We start from the raw sequence: 18,313 nt of genomic DNA, 5'->3' as shown, positions 1-18,313 counted from the left end.
GGAGTGGACACACCTGTTCCCATCCCGAACACAGAAGTTAAGCACTTCAGCGGCGACAATAGCTGGGCTTGCCTCAGTCAAGATAGCACTTCGCCGGTCCTTCTTGCCTCTAAACGAGGCTTTTTTTATATTCAGACAGCAAACACCTTCTCTTCCTCTAAGAAGAATCGTGTTTGCTTTTTATTGTTTTCTTTTGCTTTTTTGGGATAAAAGAGTGGTCGATCGCCAATTTGTAACGATCGAGGCAAGCCGTCCCTTTTTTTGTGATTTTTACTTGATTATATTTCGGTTTCCGGTACAATATAATAGATTATGAAATCAGAAAAGGTGATCGTATGAAAGTATTGCTAGGCTTATCCGGCGGTGTAGATTCTGCTGTTGCGGCTTATATTTTGAAAAAACAGGGACATGAAGTCGTATGTGCGTTTATGCGTAATTGGGATGCGTTTGCGAATAACGACATTTTAGGTAATCCGACCATCCAAAATGACATCTGTCCGCAGGAACAGGATTATTTAGACGCTAAGGCAGTTGCCGATAAATTGGGACTGGAATTATTGCGTGTAGATTTTATCGAAGAATACTGGAACGATGTTTTTACGACTTTTCTTGACGAATACAAACGCGGCAGAACGCCGAATCCTGATATTTTGTGCAACAAATACATTAAATTCGATGCTTTTTACCGCTATGCGAAAAAACTGGGGTTTACGTGGATCGCTACCGGACATTATGCCAGAGTAGCACATGAGCAGGAGGGAAGCGTTTTATTAAGAGGAAAAGATGATAATAAAGATCAGACTTATTTTCTTTGTCAGATTCCCAAAGATGCTTTGGCGCATACATTATTTCCGATCGGTGATTTGGAAAAAACACAGGTGCGCCGGATTGCCGATGAAATCGCTTTGCCGGTTGCCAAGAAAAAAGATTCGACCGGGATCTGCTTCATCGGAGAACGCAATTTTCGCGCGTTTTTACAAAATTATTTGCCGAGCAAAGATGGGGTCATCATTGACATTCATACATTAAAACAGGTCGGTACGCATATTGGCGTGTTATATTATACGATCGGACAGCGTAAAGGGCTGGGGATCGGCGGTAATATGGGACCTTGGTTTGTCGTAGGAAAAGATGTTGAAAAAAATATTTTATACGTCGCAAATCAAGATGATCAAAAGTGGCTTTATTCCGATCGCTGTCTGGTAACCGGGGTAAATTGGTTGAAAGCGGCACGTCCGGATGGCGACTTCGCCTGTACGGCAAAATTTCGCTATCGCCAGAAGGATCATCCGGTAACGATTCGCTTTCTTGATGAAGATCGCGTCATGGTCTATTATCCGCAGAAAGTCGCGAGTGTTACTTGTGGACAGGAAGCAGTTTTTTATCTTGATGAAGTTTGTTTAGGCGGCGGGGTGATCGATGATGTCTATTTGGAGGAAGAATCGCTCAATGAGAAAATTAAACGCTATGCCAAACAGTAGACGGCTTGCCCGCTCTCCTTTGCCATGGTGGCGGCTGCTGCTTTTACTGGCGCATTATTTTATCGGTTATCTTTTTCTATATCCGAAGCTATTGGCAAAGATCACGCTCGCAATCGATCCAAATGCTTATTACGTGCCGGACAGTTATTTGTTTCTTACCTATGTATGGATGATCTTATCGACGCTGCTCATCGCTTTTCCGATTTGGCGGCAGTCGCATCTGCATTATCGAAAGGAACGCCCTGATCTGCTTTTCAGCAATCTATGCTATATGGGAGCAATGTTTGTCGTTTCTTTGGTCATCGGTCTTATCGTAACTCATTTCAGCGGTTTGAGCGACAGCGCCAATGAGCAGGTCGTTTTAGCAGAGCTTGAACGTTCGCCGCTGTTAAGCTTTTTTACGATTCTTATCTATTCGCCGATCGTTGAGGAAAGTGTATTCCGCGGCGGGATTTACCGTACGCTGCGGGGATATATGGGCGTCGTGTCGGCGATGCTTCTTACCGCTTTTGCATTCGGTCTGCTGCACGTTTATGATTCTTTCCTTGTCGGTAACTGGAATGATGGGTGGTATCTGCTTCTTTATGGCGGCGTCAGTTGTCTGCTTTGTTACTCCTATGAAAAGAATCAGACCATTTACAGCAGCGTGCTTCTGCATTTTATGAACAATCTGCTTGCGACATTTTTGTAAGCAGATCTTATTTTATAGGGAAAGGGGGCTTGTAAATGGAACAAATCAGCGTGAAGGCATCTTATCAGATCACTATTTTTCACAATGAACAAAATCATTATCGCGTAGCGAAATTTCTTCTTGTAAACAGTCGTCAAAGTATTACGGTAACCGGTATCATGCCGGTGTTGCACAAAGATCATCTATATGAATTAAGCGGTTGTTATGTCGAGCATCCTCGTTATGGCATGCAGTTTCAGCTGCATGCTTATCAAGTCCGGCAGCCGAGCGAAAAAGATGCGCTGATTCGTTATTTCAGCAGTTCGCTTTTTCCCGGTATCGGTAAAAAAAGTGCTGAACAGCTGGTAGAGGCATTAGGGGAAGATGCGATCGCAAAAATAAAAGCGGATGCTGCGATCCTAGATCATCTGCCCGCTTCTTTGAAAAAACATAAATATGTGATCTTAAACGGCATAGAGGAACAAAACGGATACAGCTTTCATTCTTTTTTTGTCGGGCACGGGCTTTCCCTTGCAATGGCACAGCGTATTGAAAATCACTATGGCGAACAGGCAGTGGCGCTTGTAAAGGAAAATCCTTATCGGCTTGTTTATGAAATAGATGGAATCGGGTTTGCGAGCGCAGATAAGCTGGCACAGGCGCTGCATTATCCAAGCGACAGTATCGAACGTGCACAAGCCTATTGTTTATCTGTTCTGATGGAGCGTTGTATGCGGCAGGGCGACAGTTTTCTTTGGAAAGAGGAGCTGGTGGAAGCGATCAACCAAAAAAATGAACTGTATTTTGATGTGGACGCCTGTTTAGAAGAACTGGCAGAAAAAAAGCTGATCGTCATGGAGGGGACAAAACTGTTTCATTATACACAATATGAAGCGGAGTGCGGGATTGCTTCGTTTTTATCTCATTTTCCATATGATGATACGACGTGGGAGTGCAGCGGCCTCACAGAAGCGATCAATGAGGTAGAAAAGGAACTTCATGTTACATATGATGAAACCCAGAAAGAAGCGATCCGCTTATTTTTTGAAGAACCGCTCCTTTTATTAAGCGGGGGGCCGGGAACCGGCAAGACGACGATCGTCAAAGGGATCTTACAGTTATATAAGCGGTTTTATCCAAATGGCAAAGCGATGCTTTGCGCCCCGACCGGCAGAGCGGCCAAGCGCTTATCGGAATTAAGCGATGCGCCTGCTTCGACAATCCATCGTTTACTGCGCTGGAATATTACCGACAATACCTTTGAAGTAAATGAGCAGCATCCTATCGACGCTGATGTTTTATTCATCGATGAGTTTTCCATGGTGGATAATTGGCTCTTTTATCATTTGCTTTGTGCTTGCGGACACGTGCAGAAGCTTGTTTTGATCGGGGATGAAAACCAGCTGGAAAGTGTCGGCTGCGGAACTTTGTTAAAAGATTTGATCGCCGCCAAGTGTTTTCCTTTTATCCGCTTGCATCATATTTATCGTCAGGCGGAAGGCAGCGAAGTGATCGAACTGGCGCATGGGGTGTTGGAAGGGCAGGAGGCATGCTTAAAAAACGGTCGTGACGTTGCTTTTTTTCCTTGCGAAAACTTTGAAGTCAAGGATCAGATCATAAAGATCGTGGCGCATGCTTTAGAAAAAGGATATGACCCTTGTGATATGCAGGTCATCGCACCGATGTATCAGGGCGTTGCCGGTATCGATGCGCTTAATCATGCTTTGCAGAAACTATGTAATCCAAGTGAGACATGGAAACGGGAAGTTCATGTGGGAAATCGGATCTTTCGTGAAGGAGATCGCATTTTACAGCTGAAAAATCAAGTAGAGGATAATGTATATAACGGTGATATCGGTGAAATCATCGAGATCGAGACCGCTTCGGATAATGCACTCCATGAAACGGTAATCACCGCTTCCTTTGATGATGCGATCGTTTCTTATCGAAACGAGCAGTTTTCGCATATTACCCATGCTTATTGTATTTCCGTACATAAAGCGCAGGGCAGTGAATATCCGATCGTCATTTTGCCGATCGTTTACGATTACCGCTATTTATTAAGCAGACGTTTGCTTTATACGGCAATTACCCGCGCCAAACAGGCAATCGTTTTGCTGGGAAGTGAGGACGCGTTTTACTATGCGGGCAGCACCAATGAACGCCACCAGCGAAAAACCGCCCTTGTCAAACGGCTTGTCGGCTCAAACGAAGAAGAAAAGGTGCCTGTATATGATGGAGAATTGCAAATCATTGAATAAAACCATCTTCATTTGTGCATAATACGATTGACAAAGGAGTGATGGTAATGAAGAAAGATTTGCTTTGCATTGCACTAGGCGTAGTTGCCGGCATCTGCATCGGCTATACCAAAGAAGATGAATTGGATGAACTGCGTCATAAAAGCAAACGGACAAAGAAAAAACTGATGCGTAAGGTACATCAGTTTGAAGATGGTATCAGCGACTATCTGATGAGCGAATAGCCCCACGATCCTGGGGCTTTCTTTTGAATTTCCATGATAAAAAAAGGAAACGAATATGCAAAGCGCTTATTGCTTCCACTGCTTACTTTGTTTGTGATCATCCTTATCAGCAAAGAACTGCTGCTGTTTCCGATTCTGCTTCATTTACTGGAAGTGCTTTATCCAATCGCTTTCGGTATCATATTAGCGCTGTTGTTTCAGCCGCTCGTATTGAAACTGAATCGGCGCATGCGTTATCGCCGTGCTGTTTACCTTGTATATGTCGGTGTCGCATTAGCGCTGCTGCTGTTTTTGCTTTTTTTCCTGCCTTCCTTTTATGAACAGCTGCAGCGTCTTTATGAACGCAGTTCCTCTTTGTTAGCAGGGCTGGAACAGGTGCTGCACGTATTGCCAAAGGAAGTGCAGGATCTGAAAAAAGATGTAATCACACAGGGCTCTGCTTTTTTGCTTGCCTCCCTTTCTGATATGGCCAAGCAGATCATGCACATGATGATCGCTTATATCACAGCGTTTTTTCTGGCCCTGGATCTGCCCTTTGTGATGCATACCGCCAAAAAGCTTTTGCCTAAGCATCCCCGTATGGAAAACTTTTACCAAACGATGAACAATATCATTTATCAATACTTGATCGGTACCGCGATCGATCTGGGCTTTCTGGTCATCAGCTGCGGTGTGATCCTGTATCTGGGCGGTTTTCCCGGCGCCTTTCTTTATGCCAGTGTATTGGCACTGCTGAACCTTTGGCCTTATATCGGGGCGACGCTGGGCTTTTTTTTGATCGTGCTGGTCGCGTTTGTATCCTGTGATCAGATTCCCTATGTGGCGCTGGCACTTGTGTGGATCGTACAGCAGCTAGAGGCGAATGTGTTACAGCCGTTTATCTTTCAAAAAACGATGGACGTCAGACCGTTTCTTGCCTTTGTGTTCTTATTTCTGTCACAAGGTCTGTTTGGGATCGTCGGGGTCTTACTATCACCGATCTTTGCGGCTTTGGCACAGATCGCATTTCGCTCTTATCTGCATGCGCTGACCAAGGATCAGGTCGGTGAATGGGAAGATATTTGGTATGATTTTGATGAAGTGATGCAGGAGGAAGCGGATCGATACGCGAAAGCGAATCAAGAACAAGAATGAAAACAGAGGATTAGGCTATTGCCTATTAAAAAAACAGCCTTTTAGGAAGACTGTTTGGAAGTGCTGCCAAAGCCGCCTGTTCTGACTGCGGAAGCATCATCGTCATCACAGATGCCAAAGGGCAGAAAGACTCCCTGCATGAACGCATCACCCTGCTTTAAGTACAAGGTTTTCCCATCCAAAGAGGCATTGGTGATCTTAGCGAAAATATGGCCTTCATTATCCGCAAAGAAATAGTCCGCATCGATTACGCCGACCGTATTATTTAATTGCATGCGGTAACGAAAACCTAAAGAACTGCGCGGATATAGCTGCAACACCCAGCCATTTTCCATATAGGCTCTGATGCCGGTCGGAATTAAAAGTGTATCCTGTGGTTTTAAGGTAATGTCATAGGGCAGATAAAAATCATACCCGGCGCTTCCTGCGGTTGCCCGTTTTGGTTTTTTTAACTGCTGATAATACGTTTGGATCTGTTCTTCGCTCAAAGCCGCAGCTGTTTTACAGCCTTCTTGAAACTGCTCGTAGGAAACCAAACCGAAATGTGCGATTCGCTTCATCTTCATCCTTCTTTCTTTTCTTTATTGTAGTATGGAATTAAAGCGCTGTCAATTTGACAGCAGTGTGCCGTTTTATAAAATATTACAGTGTTACTATCATTTTAATTGCATATTTGGTATCATTACAGTAGAATAAGAACACATGGAAAAATAGATGCCATGTGAGAGAGGGTGATAAAAATGGGTGATTTGATTCACATCATCGGACATAAAAATCCGGATACGGATTCGATCATGGCAGCGATCTCTTACGCGGAATTAAAGCGTAAGTTAGGCATTGCGGCAGTGGCTTGCAGAATCGGCGAGGTCAATAGTGAGACGGAATTCGTATTGCGTAAGTTTCAGATGGAAGAACCGATCTATATCGAAAATGCACGGGTCAGACTGTATGACATCCCTTTTGATGAACCGATCAAGCTGACGAAAAACAGTACGATCAAAGAAGCGTGGAATCGGATGTGCTCTTTCTCCGGGCAGAATACCGGCAAGAATGTATCGGTTTCCGTGGTCGATCACGAGGACCATTTGCTGGGAGTCGTATCGCTTTCCGATATTTCAAAGCTGCTATTGAATGCAAAGGGCAATCTTGCACAGCTCATGGCGGAAACTTCGGTGGATAATATTTGCGAAGTGCTGGACGGCAGTTTTCTTCATCGCTGCACGCGCTTTAGAAAAAAAGGGCAGGTGCATCTGTTATCGGGAAAAGATGTCGAAAAGCTGGATTATGATTTTAAGGATTCGATCGTAGTCGTAAGTGATGATTTACAGACCCAGCGCTATGTCATTGACAATGGTGCCTCATGTCTGATCTTGGTGGAAACGGATATTATATCCCGAAGCATGATCAAAATGGCGGAAGAATATGGCTGTGATATCATCAAGACACCGATGAGCATGCTTCAGGTGGCGCGTTTGATCTATCAGGCAATCAGCATCGGTTCGATCATGCACCGCCAGATCGTGTCGTTTCATAATAATGAATACATTGATGACGTTTATAAAAAGATGTCGAAAACACGTTTCAGAAGTTATCCGGTGCTCAATTCACAAGGAAAAGTGCTGGGTTCGATTTCTCGCTATCACTTGTTGAATTATCCGAAGAAAAAATTTATCTTGGTCGATCACAATGAGATCTCACAAAGCATTGATTATCTGAAAGATGCGGAGGTGCTGGAAATCGTGGATCATCATCGCATCGGAGATGTGACGACGACCTATCCGGTCAAATTCCGCAATGAGATCATCGGCAGCACCTGCTCGATCATCGCTTTGATGTATCAGGAAAATCAGCTGAAACCAGATCCGAAGATCGCCGGCTGTATGTGCTATGCGATCATTTCTGACACGATGAATTTTAATTCGCCGACCTGTACACCGCGGGATAAGGAAATTGCGAAATGGCTGGCGGATATCGCAGGCTTGGATTTAGCGCAGCTGGCGCCGGAAATGTTTAGACAGGTGGCGACGCTGAAAGGAAAAAATCTTTCGGAGATCTTATACAATGACTTTAAGGAGTACGTCATTGAAGGCAAGCGCATTGCGATCGGACAGATCAATATTGCGGATGTAACGGAGATGTTGGCGATCCGCGATGAATTTCTAGCATATATGCGTACGATCAACAATGCCAATAACTTTGACCTGCTGCTGATGTGCTTTACCGATGTGGAGGGCAAGGGAAGCAATCTGCTTTATGTCGGCAATCTCGCTTGGGTCGTCGATGATGCGTTCCGCGATCAGGTGCAAGGCGAAGACTATTTTGTGAACGGCGTGATTTCACGTAAAAAACAGATCGTGCCCGGCCTTTCCGGTGCATTGAAATAAGATAGGAAGCAAGGATCGATCGATGATCGATTCCTTTTCTTTGTGAAGATATGCAATAAGCAAGTGTTTATGAAATCGCGCGAACTTGTGCGTGATTTGTGGTAAAATAAGAAAGAACGGGAGGAATTATTATGAAAGCAGCAATCATACAAATGCGTGTAAAAGCAGGAAAATGTGAAGAGAATATGGCGGTGATCCGCGAACGGGTCGCCGATGCAAAGAAGCAGGGATGCGATCTGATCGTATTTCCGCAAAATGCGGTAAGCGGTTATTTATTGGGAGATCGCTGGTTGGATGAGAAGTGGTGTGCCTATGTCGATCACTTCAATGAAGAAATCATCGCTTTGGCAAAGGAGATTGCCATCGTATGGGGCAATGTGAAATATCGGCACGGGCATTTATTTAACTGTGCGTTTTTTGCCTTTGACAAGGAAACGCATATGCGGGTCAAGCGCAATGAGCGCGGCGGTTATGGCGATGATGGACGCTACTTTGAAGAAAATGCCATTCATGATCTGATCGAATACCGGGATCATTTGTTTTCTTTGCAGTTTCATCACGACTATATGTTGGCGGACTGGGCGATCAATATTGACTGTGACGCCTATTGTTTTGATGAAACGAAATGGGTGCCGAAAGGCAACACGCTTTATGTGAATCCGATCGGTATGCAGAATTGCGGCAAGCACGTGTGTATCTATCAGGGCGGCAGCGGCGTTTATCAAAACAAGCAGTGGAAACGGGGAGTAGATGATGGGATAGAGGGGATGTGCATCGTGGAGTTAGATGAAACGATCACAGTGAAAGAAAGGAAGCGGCAGGATCTGTTTGCGGCGCTGTGCAACGGTATCCGCTATTTTGATGAAGAATTGCTGGGTGGAAAGCTGCCTTGGATCATCGGATTGTCAGGTGGATTAGACAGCAGTGTAAGCGCCGCATTATTGACGAAGGCGCTTGGCAAGGAGCGTGTTTATGGTTATCATCTGGCAACGTGTTATAATTCCAAGGAAACGATCGATCATGCGGAAAAGCTGGCAAGGACACTGGGCATTCATTATGCGAAAGGCAATATCGAGCTGCTGCGTGATGCGACGAGCGCTGTGATGAAGCAGTATGGATATGACGAAACGAAATGGCCATCGCTGGTAAAGGAGAATATCCAGGCGCGTCTGCGCGGTCATCTGTTATCGACTTTCGCATCTGTGCATGGCGGAGTCGTTGCCAATAATGGCAATAAGGTGGAGCTGGCACTTGGCTATTGTACGCTGTATGGAGATGCGATCGGCGCCTTGTCGCTGTTAGGTGATTTAAGCAAGGTAACGCTGTTTCAACTCTCCAAGCAGATCAACAGCGACTATCAAAAGGAAGTGATTCCTTCGGCGCTGCTTCCTAGAATAGAAGAAAATAAACTGCTGTGGGAAGTGATGCCGAGTGCAGAGCTCGCAAATCAACAGCGTGATCCGATGAAATGGTTTTATCATGATTATCTGATCGATCATCGCCATGATTTTTCGATCATAGAACTGATGGAGCGCTATGCAAGCGGAGAAATCAAAGATCATGCGCTGTATCGCTGGATCGTGTACTATGGGTTAGATGATCCTAAAGCTTTTATCGAGGATCTGGACTGGTTCTGTACGACGATGCGCCGCAATGCATTTAAGCAGCTGCAGGTGCCGCCGCTTTTAGTCGTAAGCAAGCATGCCTTCTCTGCTCCATTTGCGCAAGGAACATTTGATGAAGCGCGCTATGAGGAATGGAAGCAGTTGATTTTAGCGCGGGCAAAGAAAGCCGCATAAAACATATGAAAACATTACTGGTAACGCTGAATGCCAAATATATTCATAAAGCACTTGCACTGCGTTTGCTTTATGTCGCATCAAAGCCGCAGCACGATGTTTGTATTTGCGAATATACGATCAAAGACTCTGTTGCATCGATCACTGCCGATCTGCTTGCGAAAAAAGCAGATGTGATCGCTTTTTCCTGTTATATCTGGAACATTGAAATGACGAAGGCGATCTGCGCGGCATTAAAAAAACAAGCGCCCTCTTTGGTCTTGATCTTAGGCGGCCCTGAGGTTTCTTATGAACCCGCTTATTTTTTAGCGCATACTTGTGCCGATTATATCATGAGCGGAGAAGGGGAAATCACGTTTCCGCAGTTATTGAGCTGTATTGAGAAAAAAGAAAGAGCAGAAATATGCGGTGTCAGTTATCGTGGGGCGATTTCCAAAGACATTGCGCAAACACCGCTTTCTTTCATTGAACAACTGGAATCGTCCTATGCGCTGCCGCAGGATGAAGAAGCGATGGGGAAGCGCATATTGTATTTTGAAACGAGCCGCGGCTGTCCTTACCAGTGTCAATATTGTCTTTCCTCGTTAGAAAAGGGCATGCGCTTCTTTTCGCTTCCTTATTTGTATCATCAGTTGGATCTGATCTTCCAAAGTGAGGCAAAGACGATCAAGGTGCTGGATCGCAGCTTTAACGCCAACCCGAAGCATGCGCTTGCGATCTTAGACTATATCGTCTCTCATCATGCGCCGGATCAGCAGTTTCAATTTGAGATCAATGCCGATGTTTTTCCACAGAGCTTGATTGATTTTATCAATACCAAAGCGCCAAAGGGATTATTTCGTTTTGAAATCGGGATTCAGTCCACTTATGAACCCGCAAACCGTGCGATTGCCCGCATGCAGGATTTTACGCGCTTACAGGAAGTGGTAAAGGCATTGATGCAGGGCGATCGCTGTGAACTGCATCTCGATCTGATTGCGGGCTTGCCTTATGAAAGCTATGACCGCTTTGCCAAATCGTTTGACGATGTGTTCGCATTTCGTGCGAAAGAGCTGCAGCTGGGCTTTTTGAAGCTGTTAAGAGGCACTTCGCTGCGCAAAGACGCCAAGCGCTATGGCTATCGTTATGAAGAAAAAGCGCCTTATGCGATGATCGAAAATCAGTGGATGTCGCAAGAGGAGGTACAAAACATTCATTTGGCAGAAGATATGCTGGAAAAATATTGGAACAGCGGTCGTTTTTCACATACGATGAAAGCGGTGCTGGATCAAGAACCATCGCCTTTTGCTTTCTTTTATCGACTGGGCTGCTATTACAAAGCGCATCAGTTTGCCTTTCATCGTTATCAACTATATGATCTATTTGTTTATTTAGATGCGTTTTTACAAGGCGCTTATCGGGATGTGATGATCATGGACTATCTGATGATCGCCAAGACACGCCCTAAGCGCTGGTATCCGCCGACCTTGACAAGAGAAGAGCGGCACGCTGCTATTTCTTTTATCAGTACACATTACCATATATCGCAGGACCTGCTCTATCGCTATGCTAGGATCGAGCGGCTGGGGAATCATTATGCGGTGGCGATCTATCGAAATCTGCACTGTGATTGGAAGTTGTATCCGATCGAGGAAGAAAAATGGCGGTTTCAGCCATGCAAAGATCAGGATCTGGAAACGGCTTTGTCACTTTATGCGAGCAATCGCGCTTATTTTGAGCTGTGTGGCGAAAAACTGCCGACCCTTCATGATGTAGCCAAAGATCAAAGGCTGCTTCCACCCGGCTGCACAGAAGATCAAAAGCAGTATGGATTATTGTATGAAGGAAGTACGGCGATCGCCTTGTTAGATGGTATCAAAGACTATCCGCTTAAGCATACTTATTACATCGGTTTATTTTTAGTAGATGGAAACAGGCATCGGCAGGGCTATGGAAAAAGCGCTTATGAAGCACTGGAAAAGAAACTCAAGGCACAAGGGTATCGCAAGATCCGTTTGGCCGTCATCAAGGAAAATCAAAAGGCGGCAATGTTTTGGAAAGCGATGGGATTTCAGGTAAAGCAAAAGATAAGCAAAGCGATTACCATGCCCCATAAAGAGGTCATGATCATGGAAAAGGAGCTGAGATAGGATGTGGGAAAAACAAATCAGCAGCACGTGTCTATATGATGGAGCGATCTTGCGTGTGGAAAAAGATGAAGTGGAATTGGAAGATGGCTCTAGGAGCATTCGTGAAGTCGTGCATAACAGCGGCGGGGTTGCGGTATTGGCTATTGACGCACAAGAGCAGGTCATCCTGGTCAAGCAGTTTCGCTATCCTTCCAAAGAAGTGTTATATGAATTGCCCGGCGGCAAGCAGGAAGCAGGGGAAAGCATCGTGGAAGCGGGCATGCGGGAGCTGCGAGAGGAAACCGGCTATACTACCCGGCATCCACGTTACTTCGGTTATCTTTATCCGACAGTCGCCTATGCGAGTGAAGTGATCCATCTTGTGCTTGCCGAGCATGCGGTATTTTTGAAACAGGAGCTTGATGAGGGAGAAACTGTGGAAGTCGTGCGTATGCCGCTTCATGAGGCACTTCGCTTAATTGAAAGCAATGAGATCAAAGATGCGAAAACGATCATTGCTTTATTGAAATATCGACTATTGTCTGATTTTTACAGAAATGAGTAAAAATAAGCGCAAGGAATGTGTTATACTGGAGATAACATAAAGGAGAAGCAGCTTATGAAGAAAATGATGAAATTTATGGTAATGTGCATGCTCGTTATGACGACATTCACATTGTCACCGGTTTTAGCAGAAGGACCGGATCTGCCTGGGGAAGACATCGTGGAAGTACAGCCTATGCCTTATGATATTACTTCGATCGAAGTCGTGCAGGATCAAGAGGAAGTGCACAGTTATGTGCAATTTTCAGATGAAGGAGAGGTCGCAAAGTATCGTTTTCCTGAAATCTCTCTGTATTATCAAAACGAAAGTGATGAAAACGAAAGTTATACGGTAAGGTTATCCGAGTATGACTTGACAGGCCAAGCAAATGGAAAATATGAATTCAGTACTTCGATCAATTTCGCGCAAGAGGTACAAGGCTATGGAACCTATGTGTTGGATCAAGTCAAAGTTTCGATTTACAATGAGCAGGGCGACCAGCTGTTCGATCAAGCCTACAATAACAGTGAGGGAATTTGGAGTGCTGATGCATCGCTTGCTTTGTTAAAGGAATACAATGAAATGGAACAGATCACGGAAGCGGATCTGCAGGTAGAATTAGTTGAGAAGCAGAACTTTGCTCCTTATCTAACAACACAGTTTGTAAGACTTATTGATTTGCGGACGGAAGAAATGATCGCGCCGATCAGTGTATCACACAGCATCGACACATTATTAAAGGATGTTCCTGCAAGCGGCAGCGGGTCAAAGACAGTGCATGTCGATTATGAAATTGCGATAACGGCAAATACCACAAGAACGATTACTTTGCCGACGACGGTCGCCTGGTATGGTGCACCTGAAGGAACGGCACTCTGCTTTGATGATGAACATATACCCGAATATGCGCTTGCTTATAATGAGAAAAATGAGATGAATACGCTTTTGGATTATTATGTGCGGTTAAATGACGGTTCCGTTATAAAAGAAAGAGGTTCCTTTTTCATGGGTGGGGAACATTTCGAATCTGAAGCAGGCGTTCCTTATGTAAGCGGCGGTACGGATCTGCTTGTCAGCTTGAAATATTTGATCGAAGAGCCGGATCCGATGCTTTCAGACTTCAATGTACTGCATTTTCGATACCGCTACTATTTTGTCGATCACGCAGGCAACTTGGTCAATGAAAAAGGAGAAGTCGTCGTGCCGTTTGCGCAGCGTAAAAATGTATCGTACCTGTCGGTAAAAGACGGTATTTCTCTGTCATCGTTAGAGGGCGCTTTGCCAAGTCATACGACGCTTCATGCGGATACAAAGAACTTAGATGCAGTATTTGAAGATCAGAATTATGTCGCGTATGACATTACCTTGATCGCAAATTATGAGACCGTACAGCCGGTTGGCAGCGTGGCTGTCGGAGTAAAACTTCCAGAGGAATTAAAAGGGAAGGAAGTAGTCGTTTACTATGTAGCTGAGGATGGTGCGAAAGAGGAAATAGAGGTTGTTTCCTTAAAGGAAGAGGAAGTCGTATTTACAGCTGATCATTTCTCTACTTATTCGATCGTAGAAAGAAGCGATGAAACAAAGAGCGATCAAACAACTACAAAGCCAAATGATCAAAGCGTAGATGCACCGAATACCGGTGATCACAGCGATCAAGAGATTTGGCTCATCGTTTCCGGTGGCTGTGTTGTGGTGCTTGCGGCCGGCATTTGGCTGAAAAAGAAACAGACGGATTAAAAAAAAGAAGTCTTGCGGTTTCCCTATGAACAAGGGGAATACAAGACTTTTTTGCGTAAAAAAGGAAGTTTCAAATGAAACTTCCTGTCGGCACTGCATGTTATACGATGCCTTGTTCTTTCATCGCCTGTGCTACTTTTAAGAAACCGGCAATGTTGGCGCCGACCACGAAATTATCCGTATGTCCATATGCGTCTGCGGTCTGTGCCACATTTTGGTAAATGGATTCCATGATCGTCTTTAGCTTCGCATCGACCTCTTCACTGCTCCAGCTGTAACGCATGGAGTTTTGGCTCATCTCTAAGCCGGAGCAGGCCACACCGCCCGCATTGCTTGCTTTGCCCGGCGCGTAAAGGATCTTGGCATTTTGGAAAGCGGCAATCGCTTCCGGGGTACATGGCATGTTCGCACCTTCCGCTACGGCGATCACACCATGGGAAAGCAGTGCTTTGGCACCTGCTTCATCTAACTCGTTCTGGGTTGCACACGGTAAAGCGATGTCGCATGGAATCGTCCAGATGTCTTTGCAGCAATCGACATAAGTAACGTCTTTTTTCATGTCCGCGTAGACTTTGATGCGTTCCCGTTTCACTTCTTTGATCTCTTTGATCAAATCAAGATCAATACCGCATGGATCATATACATAGCCCTTGGAATCGGACATCGCTATGACAAGCGCACCTAATTGCGCTGCTTTTTCCGCTGCATAAATGGCCACATTGCCTGATCCTGAGATCACGACTTTTTTGCCGGCCATGCTCTTTTGATGATCGTTTAACATCGCTTCGGTAAAATAGCACAGACCATAGCCGGTTGCTTCCTTGCGGATCAAAGAGCCGCCCCAAGTAAGTCCTTTACCGGTCAAAGTGCCGCTGAACGTATTGCGCAGCCGTTTATACTGCCCGAATAAATAACCGACTTCTCTCGCACCGACGCCGATATCGCCTGCCGGTACATCACAATCGGCTCCGATATGACGATACAGCTCGCTCATAAAGCTTTGACAGAAACGCATGATCTCCTGATCGCTTTTGCCCTTTGGATCAAAGTCGCTTCCGCCTTTTCCCCCGCCCATCGGCAAGGTCGTCAAGGCGTTTTTGAATACTTGTTCAAATCCCAAAAACTTAATAATGCTTAAATTGACGCTTGGATGGAAACGCAAGCCTCCTTTGTAAGGCCCGATCGCTGAGTTGAACTGCACCCGATAACCGCGGTTCACCTGTACTTTGCCCTTGTCATCTATCCAAGGAACGCGGAAGATGATCTGACGCTCCGGCTCTACGATTCGTTCGAAAATGCCGGATCCTAACAAAGAGGGATCCTTTTCAACGACGATTTCCAAAGAATCCAGCACTTCATCAACTGCCTGTAAAAACTCCCTGTCATGGGGGTTCCGCGCTTTGACAGTTGCTTTGATTTCATCTAAATATGCCATATCAACACCTCTTTCATTCTATTCCTATTATACAACGATCAAGCGGGAATGCAATAAAAAAGAAAACAGAAATATTATTTTTCATGAAAATTATTTCAATTATTGTTACCTATACATAACCCAAAGAAGCTTTGCATAAGGTGAGAATGGTGATACGATGCGTGCAGATGAATTAGCAAGCGGCGCATGTGCAAAGATCGCAAAGATCGATGTTCCCGCAAAGCTTCATGATCATTTTTTTCATCAGGGTATCTATGCGGGTGCCAAGATCTGTTTTTTGCGTTGTGCACCGCTTCATGATCCATTGCTTTTTGAAATCGAAGGCATCTTTTTTGCCATTCGCCGCAAAGACGCGCATCAAATCTTGTTGAAGGAGTGAGAAGATGAAAGAAATCGCCTTTATCGGCAATCCCAATGTCGGGAAAAGCGCCTGGATCAATGCCTTGGCACATGCGGATCTGCAGGTAGGCAACTGGGCCGGAGTAACGGTTGCGAAAAAAGAAGCTTATGTGAACTGGGATCAGTCTTATCATTTGATCGATCTGCCTGGAATTTATGCGCTAAAGGAAACGCAGGGAGAGGAAGCGATCACGCAAAACTATCTGAAAGAACATACGCCGGATCTGATCGTACAGGTCATTGATGCGACCGATATGAAGCGCAGTCTGTATCTCACACTGTTGTTAAGAGAATTGCAGATACCGATGATGCTGCTGTTGAACTTTATGGACGAGGTGGAAAAGCATGGCATGCTGATCGAAACCGAAAAGCTGTCAAGGCGGTTGCAAGTGCCGATCATCTGTGCCAGTGCACTTGATAGAAATGATTACGACAAAGTAAAAAAAGCGCTGCTTTGCCATGTGAATGATACAGTATTTTATTATCCGCTCCTCAATCCGTTAAAGGAACACCAATTTACGCAGCTGCTCTCTTACATAAAAAGCAAGATCCAGACTGTCGAAAGTGATGCCAAGGCAATCTTTCGTCTGGGAATCGGCGTGGTAAACGAAGATGCCGCGATCATGCACCATCTGCATCTGCTTCAGATCGATGATGGGGTCATGCGTTATCAAAAGCAGTTGGCTGATTGGGATCAGTTGCGCATGGATGCGGTAGAAAGCATGATGGGTTATGTGCACGCAGACATGAAAAAACGCAATGCTTTTACTTACAAGCTCGATCAGATCCTTTTGCACCGCTTCTGGGGACTTCCTTTGTTTGCCGTTGTCTTTTTCTTTGTGCTGCTGGTGATCTTTCGCGGCAGTGCGCCGTGGACTGCCTTTATCCAATATCTGATCCAGGATTATTGCGGCGCTGTATGTGCGAAAATTTTGGGTGATGTACCGGCATGGGTGCGTGCATTGATACAAAATGGTCTGTTGGCAGGCGTTGGCAGCGTGCTGAGCTTTGTACCGCTGATGGCGTATATGTATGGGGCGATGGCTGTGTTGGAGGAAAGCGGCTATATGGCAAGGATCGCCTTTCTGATGGATCGGATCATGCGCTTTTTTCATTTAAGCGGGCGCAGCTTTGTCGCTTTTGTGTTAGGTTTTGGCTGTAATGTACCGGCGATCTATGCGACCCGTACGATTGAAAGCGAAGCACTGCGCAAACGTACGGCGCTGCTTGTGCCGTTTATGTCCTGTGGAGCAAGGCTGCCGGTTTATGTTCTGTTTGCCGGCGCGTTTTTCGGCAATCAAGCGCCTTATGTCATCATCTTGCTCTATGCGATCGGCATCTGGATCGCCCTTGTTTTGTCGTTTCTGCTTCACCAGTTTGAAAACCACACCACAAAGGCACAAACGCTTTATTTGATGCAGCTGCCGCCTTATCGCCTGCCGCGTATGAAAATGATCATGCAAAAGATCAAACAAGAGGTGCGCGGTTATGTAAAAAAGACGATGTCTTTGGTAATATGGGTCATTATTGTCTTATGGGCGCTCACTTATTTCCCTAACGGCAGTTTGCAGGACAGTTATCTGGCGCAGGCAGCCAAACCGGTTTCCATAGCCTTTGAGCCGCTTGGCTTCGGTACGAATTGGAAAAGTGTGGCGGCATTACCAAGCGGGATCATCGCGAAAGAAAGTGTGATCGGCTTTTTAGGACAGCTGGCAGATGCTTCCGCCGCAGAAATGCCTTTTGTGTTTCAGGATGAAACAAAGCAGTTGCCTAAGCGCTTAGCAGACACGTTCTTTGCCAGCATGACCTTGCAGGGACAAAAAGAGGAAGATACGACAAAAACGATCGCTTTGCTGTGGCATGATGAAAATGCCAAGGCAAGAGCTTTCAGCTTTCTGGTCTATATTTTATTGAGCGTTCCCTGTATCATGACCTTACAGGCGCTGCGCAAAGAATATGGCTTGCGCACTATGCTTGCCTCTTTGCTGCTGATGAGTTTACTGCCTTATCTTGTGTGTTTCCTGCTGTATCAGGGATTATCGCTTTGTCATTTGCTGTTTGCTTCGCTTTGACCAACAGAGGGTCGCTTTTTGTTACGCTTTTTCTAAAACATGGTATAATAGAAAAAGATAAAAGG

Annotated in this window: 14 protein-coding genes and 1 rRNA gene; 13 read left to right on the top strand and 2 right to left on the bottom strand. The window is 45.3% G+C overall.

Features of this window, described 5'->3' with window-relative positions; translation table 11 throughout:
- The 6 genes from rrf to C1712_RS00525 all read left to right on the top strand — a co-directional run.
- Positions 1-99: ribosomal RNA gene (rrf, locus tag C1712_RS00545) — 5S ribosomal RNA — on the top strand; the annotation flags it as partial.
- Positions 100-305: 206 nt separating this feature from the next.
- On the top strand, positions 306-1,481 hold the full coding sequence (mnmA, locus tag C1712_RS00540; RefSeq protein WP_425435985.1) for a tRNA 2-thiouridine(34) synthase MnmA: 1,176 nt from the start codon (positions 306-308) through the stop codon (positions 1,479-1,481).
- On the top strand, positions 1,450-2,172 hold the full coding sequence (locus C1712_RS00535) for a CPBP family intramembrane glutamic endopeptidase (protein WP_180963025.1): 723 nt from the start codon (positions 1,450-1,452) through the stop codon (positions 2,170-2,172). Before mnmA ends, C1712_RS00535 begins: the two co-directional genes overlap by 32 nt.
- Before the next feature lie 35 nt (positions 2,173-2,207).
- A complete protein-coding gene (recD2, locus tag C1712_RS00530; RefSeq protein ID WP_245858018.1) occupies positions 2,208-4,412 on the top strand; it encodes an SF1B family DNA helicase RecD2 in 2,205 nt (734 codons plus the stop codon).
- A gap of 47 nt (positions 4,413-4,459) precedes the next feature.
- Positions 4,460-4,636 (top strand): hypothetical protein, encoded by a 177-nt coding sequence (locus C1712_RS12585; RefSeq protein WP_178200545.1) that lies wholly within the window; start codon positions 4,460-4,462, stop codon positions 4,634-4,636.
- Between the two features lie 33 nt (positions 4,637-4,669).
- Positions 4,670-5,770 carry an AI-2E family transporter gene (locus C1712_RS00525; protein ID WP_102265850.1) on the top strand — a complete coding sequence of 367 codons (1,101 nt, stop codon included), beginning with the start codon at positions 4,670-4,672 and terminating at the stop codon, positions 5,768-5,770.
- Between the two features lie 41 nt (positions 5,771-5,811).
- On the opposite strand, the gene C1712_RS00520 is transcribed toward C1712_RS00525, so the two are convergent.
- A complete protein-coding gene (locus tag C1712_RS00520; RefSeq protein WP_102265848.1) occupies positions 5,812-6,330 on the bottom strand; it encodes a dCTP deaminase/dUTPase family protein in 519 nt (172 codons plus the stop codon).
- Between the two features lie 180 nt (positions 6,331-6,510).
- On the opposite strand from C1712_RS00520, the gene C1712_RS00515 reads away from it, so the two are divergent.
- The 5 genes from C1712_RS00515 (at position 6,511) to C1712_RS00495 (ending at position 14,342) form a co-directional block, all read left to right on the top strand.
- Positions 6,511-8,154 carry a putative manganese-dependent inorganic diphosphatase gene (locus C1712_RS00515; protein ID WP_102265846.1) on the top strand — a complete coding sequence of 548 codons (1,644 nt, stop codon included), beginning with the start codon at positions 6,511-6,513 and terminating at the stop codon, positions 8,152-8,154.
- A gap of 131 nt (positions 8,155-8,285) precedes the next feature.
- Positions 8,286-9,953 (top strand): NAD(+) synthase, encoded by a 1,668-nt coding sequence (gene nadE, locus C1712_RS00510; RefSeq protein ID WP_102265844.1) that lies wholly within the window; start codon positions 8,286-8,288, stop codon positions 9,951-9,953.
- A 5-nt stretch (positions 9,954-9,958) separates the two neighbouring features.
- Positions 9,959-12,082, top strand: coding sequence for a GNAT family N-acetyltransferase (locus C1712_RS00505; protein ID WP_146003288.1), 2,124 nt, complete (start codon positions 9,959-9,961; stop codon positions 12,080-12,082).
- A gap of 1 nt (position 12,083) precedes the next feature.
- Entirely contained in the window at positions 12,084-12,626 is a 543-nt protein-coding gene (locus C1712_RS00500) for an NUDIX domain-containing protein (RefSeq protein ID WP_102265840.1), read from the top strand.
- Between the two features lie 54 nt (positions 12,627-12,680).
- Positions 12,681-14,342: a hypothetical protein gene (locus C1712_RS00495; protein WP_102265838.1), complete on the top strand. Its 1,662-nt coding sequence runs from the start codon at positions 12,681-12,683 to the stop codon at positions 14,340-14,342.
- A 100-nt stretch (positions 14,343-14,442) separates the two neighbouring features.
- Here C1712_RS00495 and gdhA read toward each other — a convergent pair whose 3' ends face one another.
- Entirely contained in the window at positions 14,443-15,777 is a 1,335-nt protein-coding gene (gdhA, locus tag C1712_RS00490) for an NADP-specific glutamate dehydrogenase (protein ID WP_102265836.1), read from the bottom strand.
- Positions 15,778-15,934: 157 nt separating this feature from the next.
- On the opposite strand from gdhA, the gene C1712_RS00485 reads away from it, so the two are divergent.
- Positions 15,935-16,156 (top strand): FeoA family protein, encoded by a 222-nt coding sequence (locus C1712_RS00485; RefSeq protein WP_102265835.1) that lies wholly within the window; start codon positions 15,935-15,937, stop codon positions 16,154-16,156.
- 4 nt (positions 16,157-16,160) lie between these two features.
- Positions 16,161-18,248 carry a ferrous iron transport protein B gene (feoB, locus tag C1712_RS00480; protein WP_102265833.1) on the top strand — a complete coding sequence of 696 codons (2,088 nt, stop codon included), beginning with the start codon at positions 16,161-16,163 and terminating at the stop codon, positions 18,246-18,248.
- Positions 18,249-18,313 lie beyond the last annotated feature (65 nt).

Source organism: Massilicoli timonensis, from assembly GCF_900199515.1.
Taxonomy (GTDB): domain Bacteria; phylum Bacillota_I; class Bacilli_A; order Erysipelotrichales; family Erysipelotrichaceae; genus Massilicoli; species Massilicoli timonensis.
Note: the sequence above shows the minus strand (reverse complement) of the source record. Positions and strands in the feature narration are given on the sequence as shown.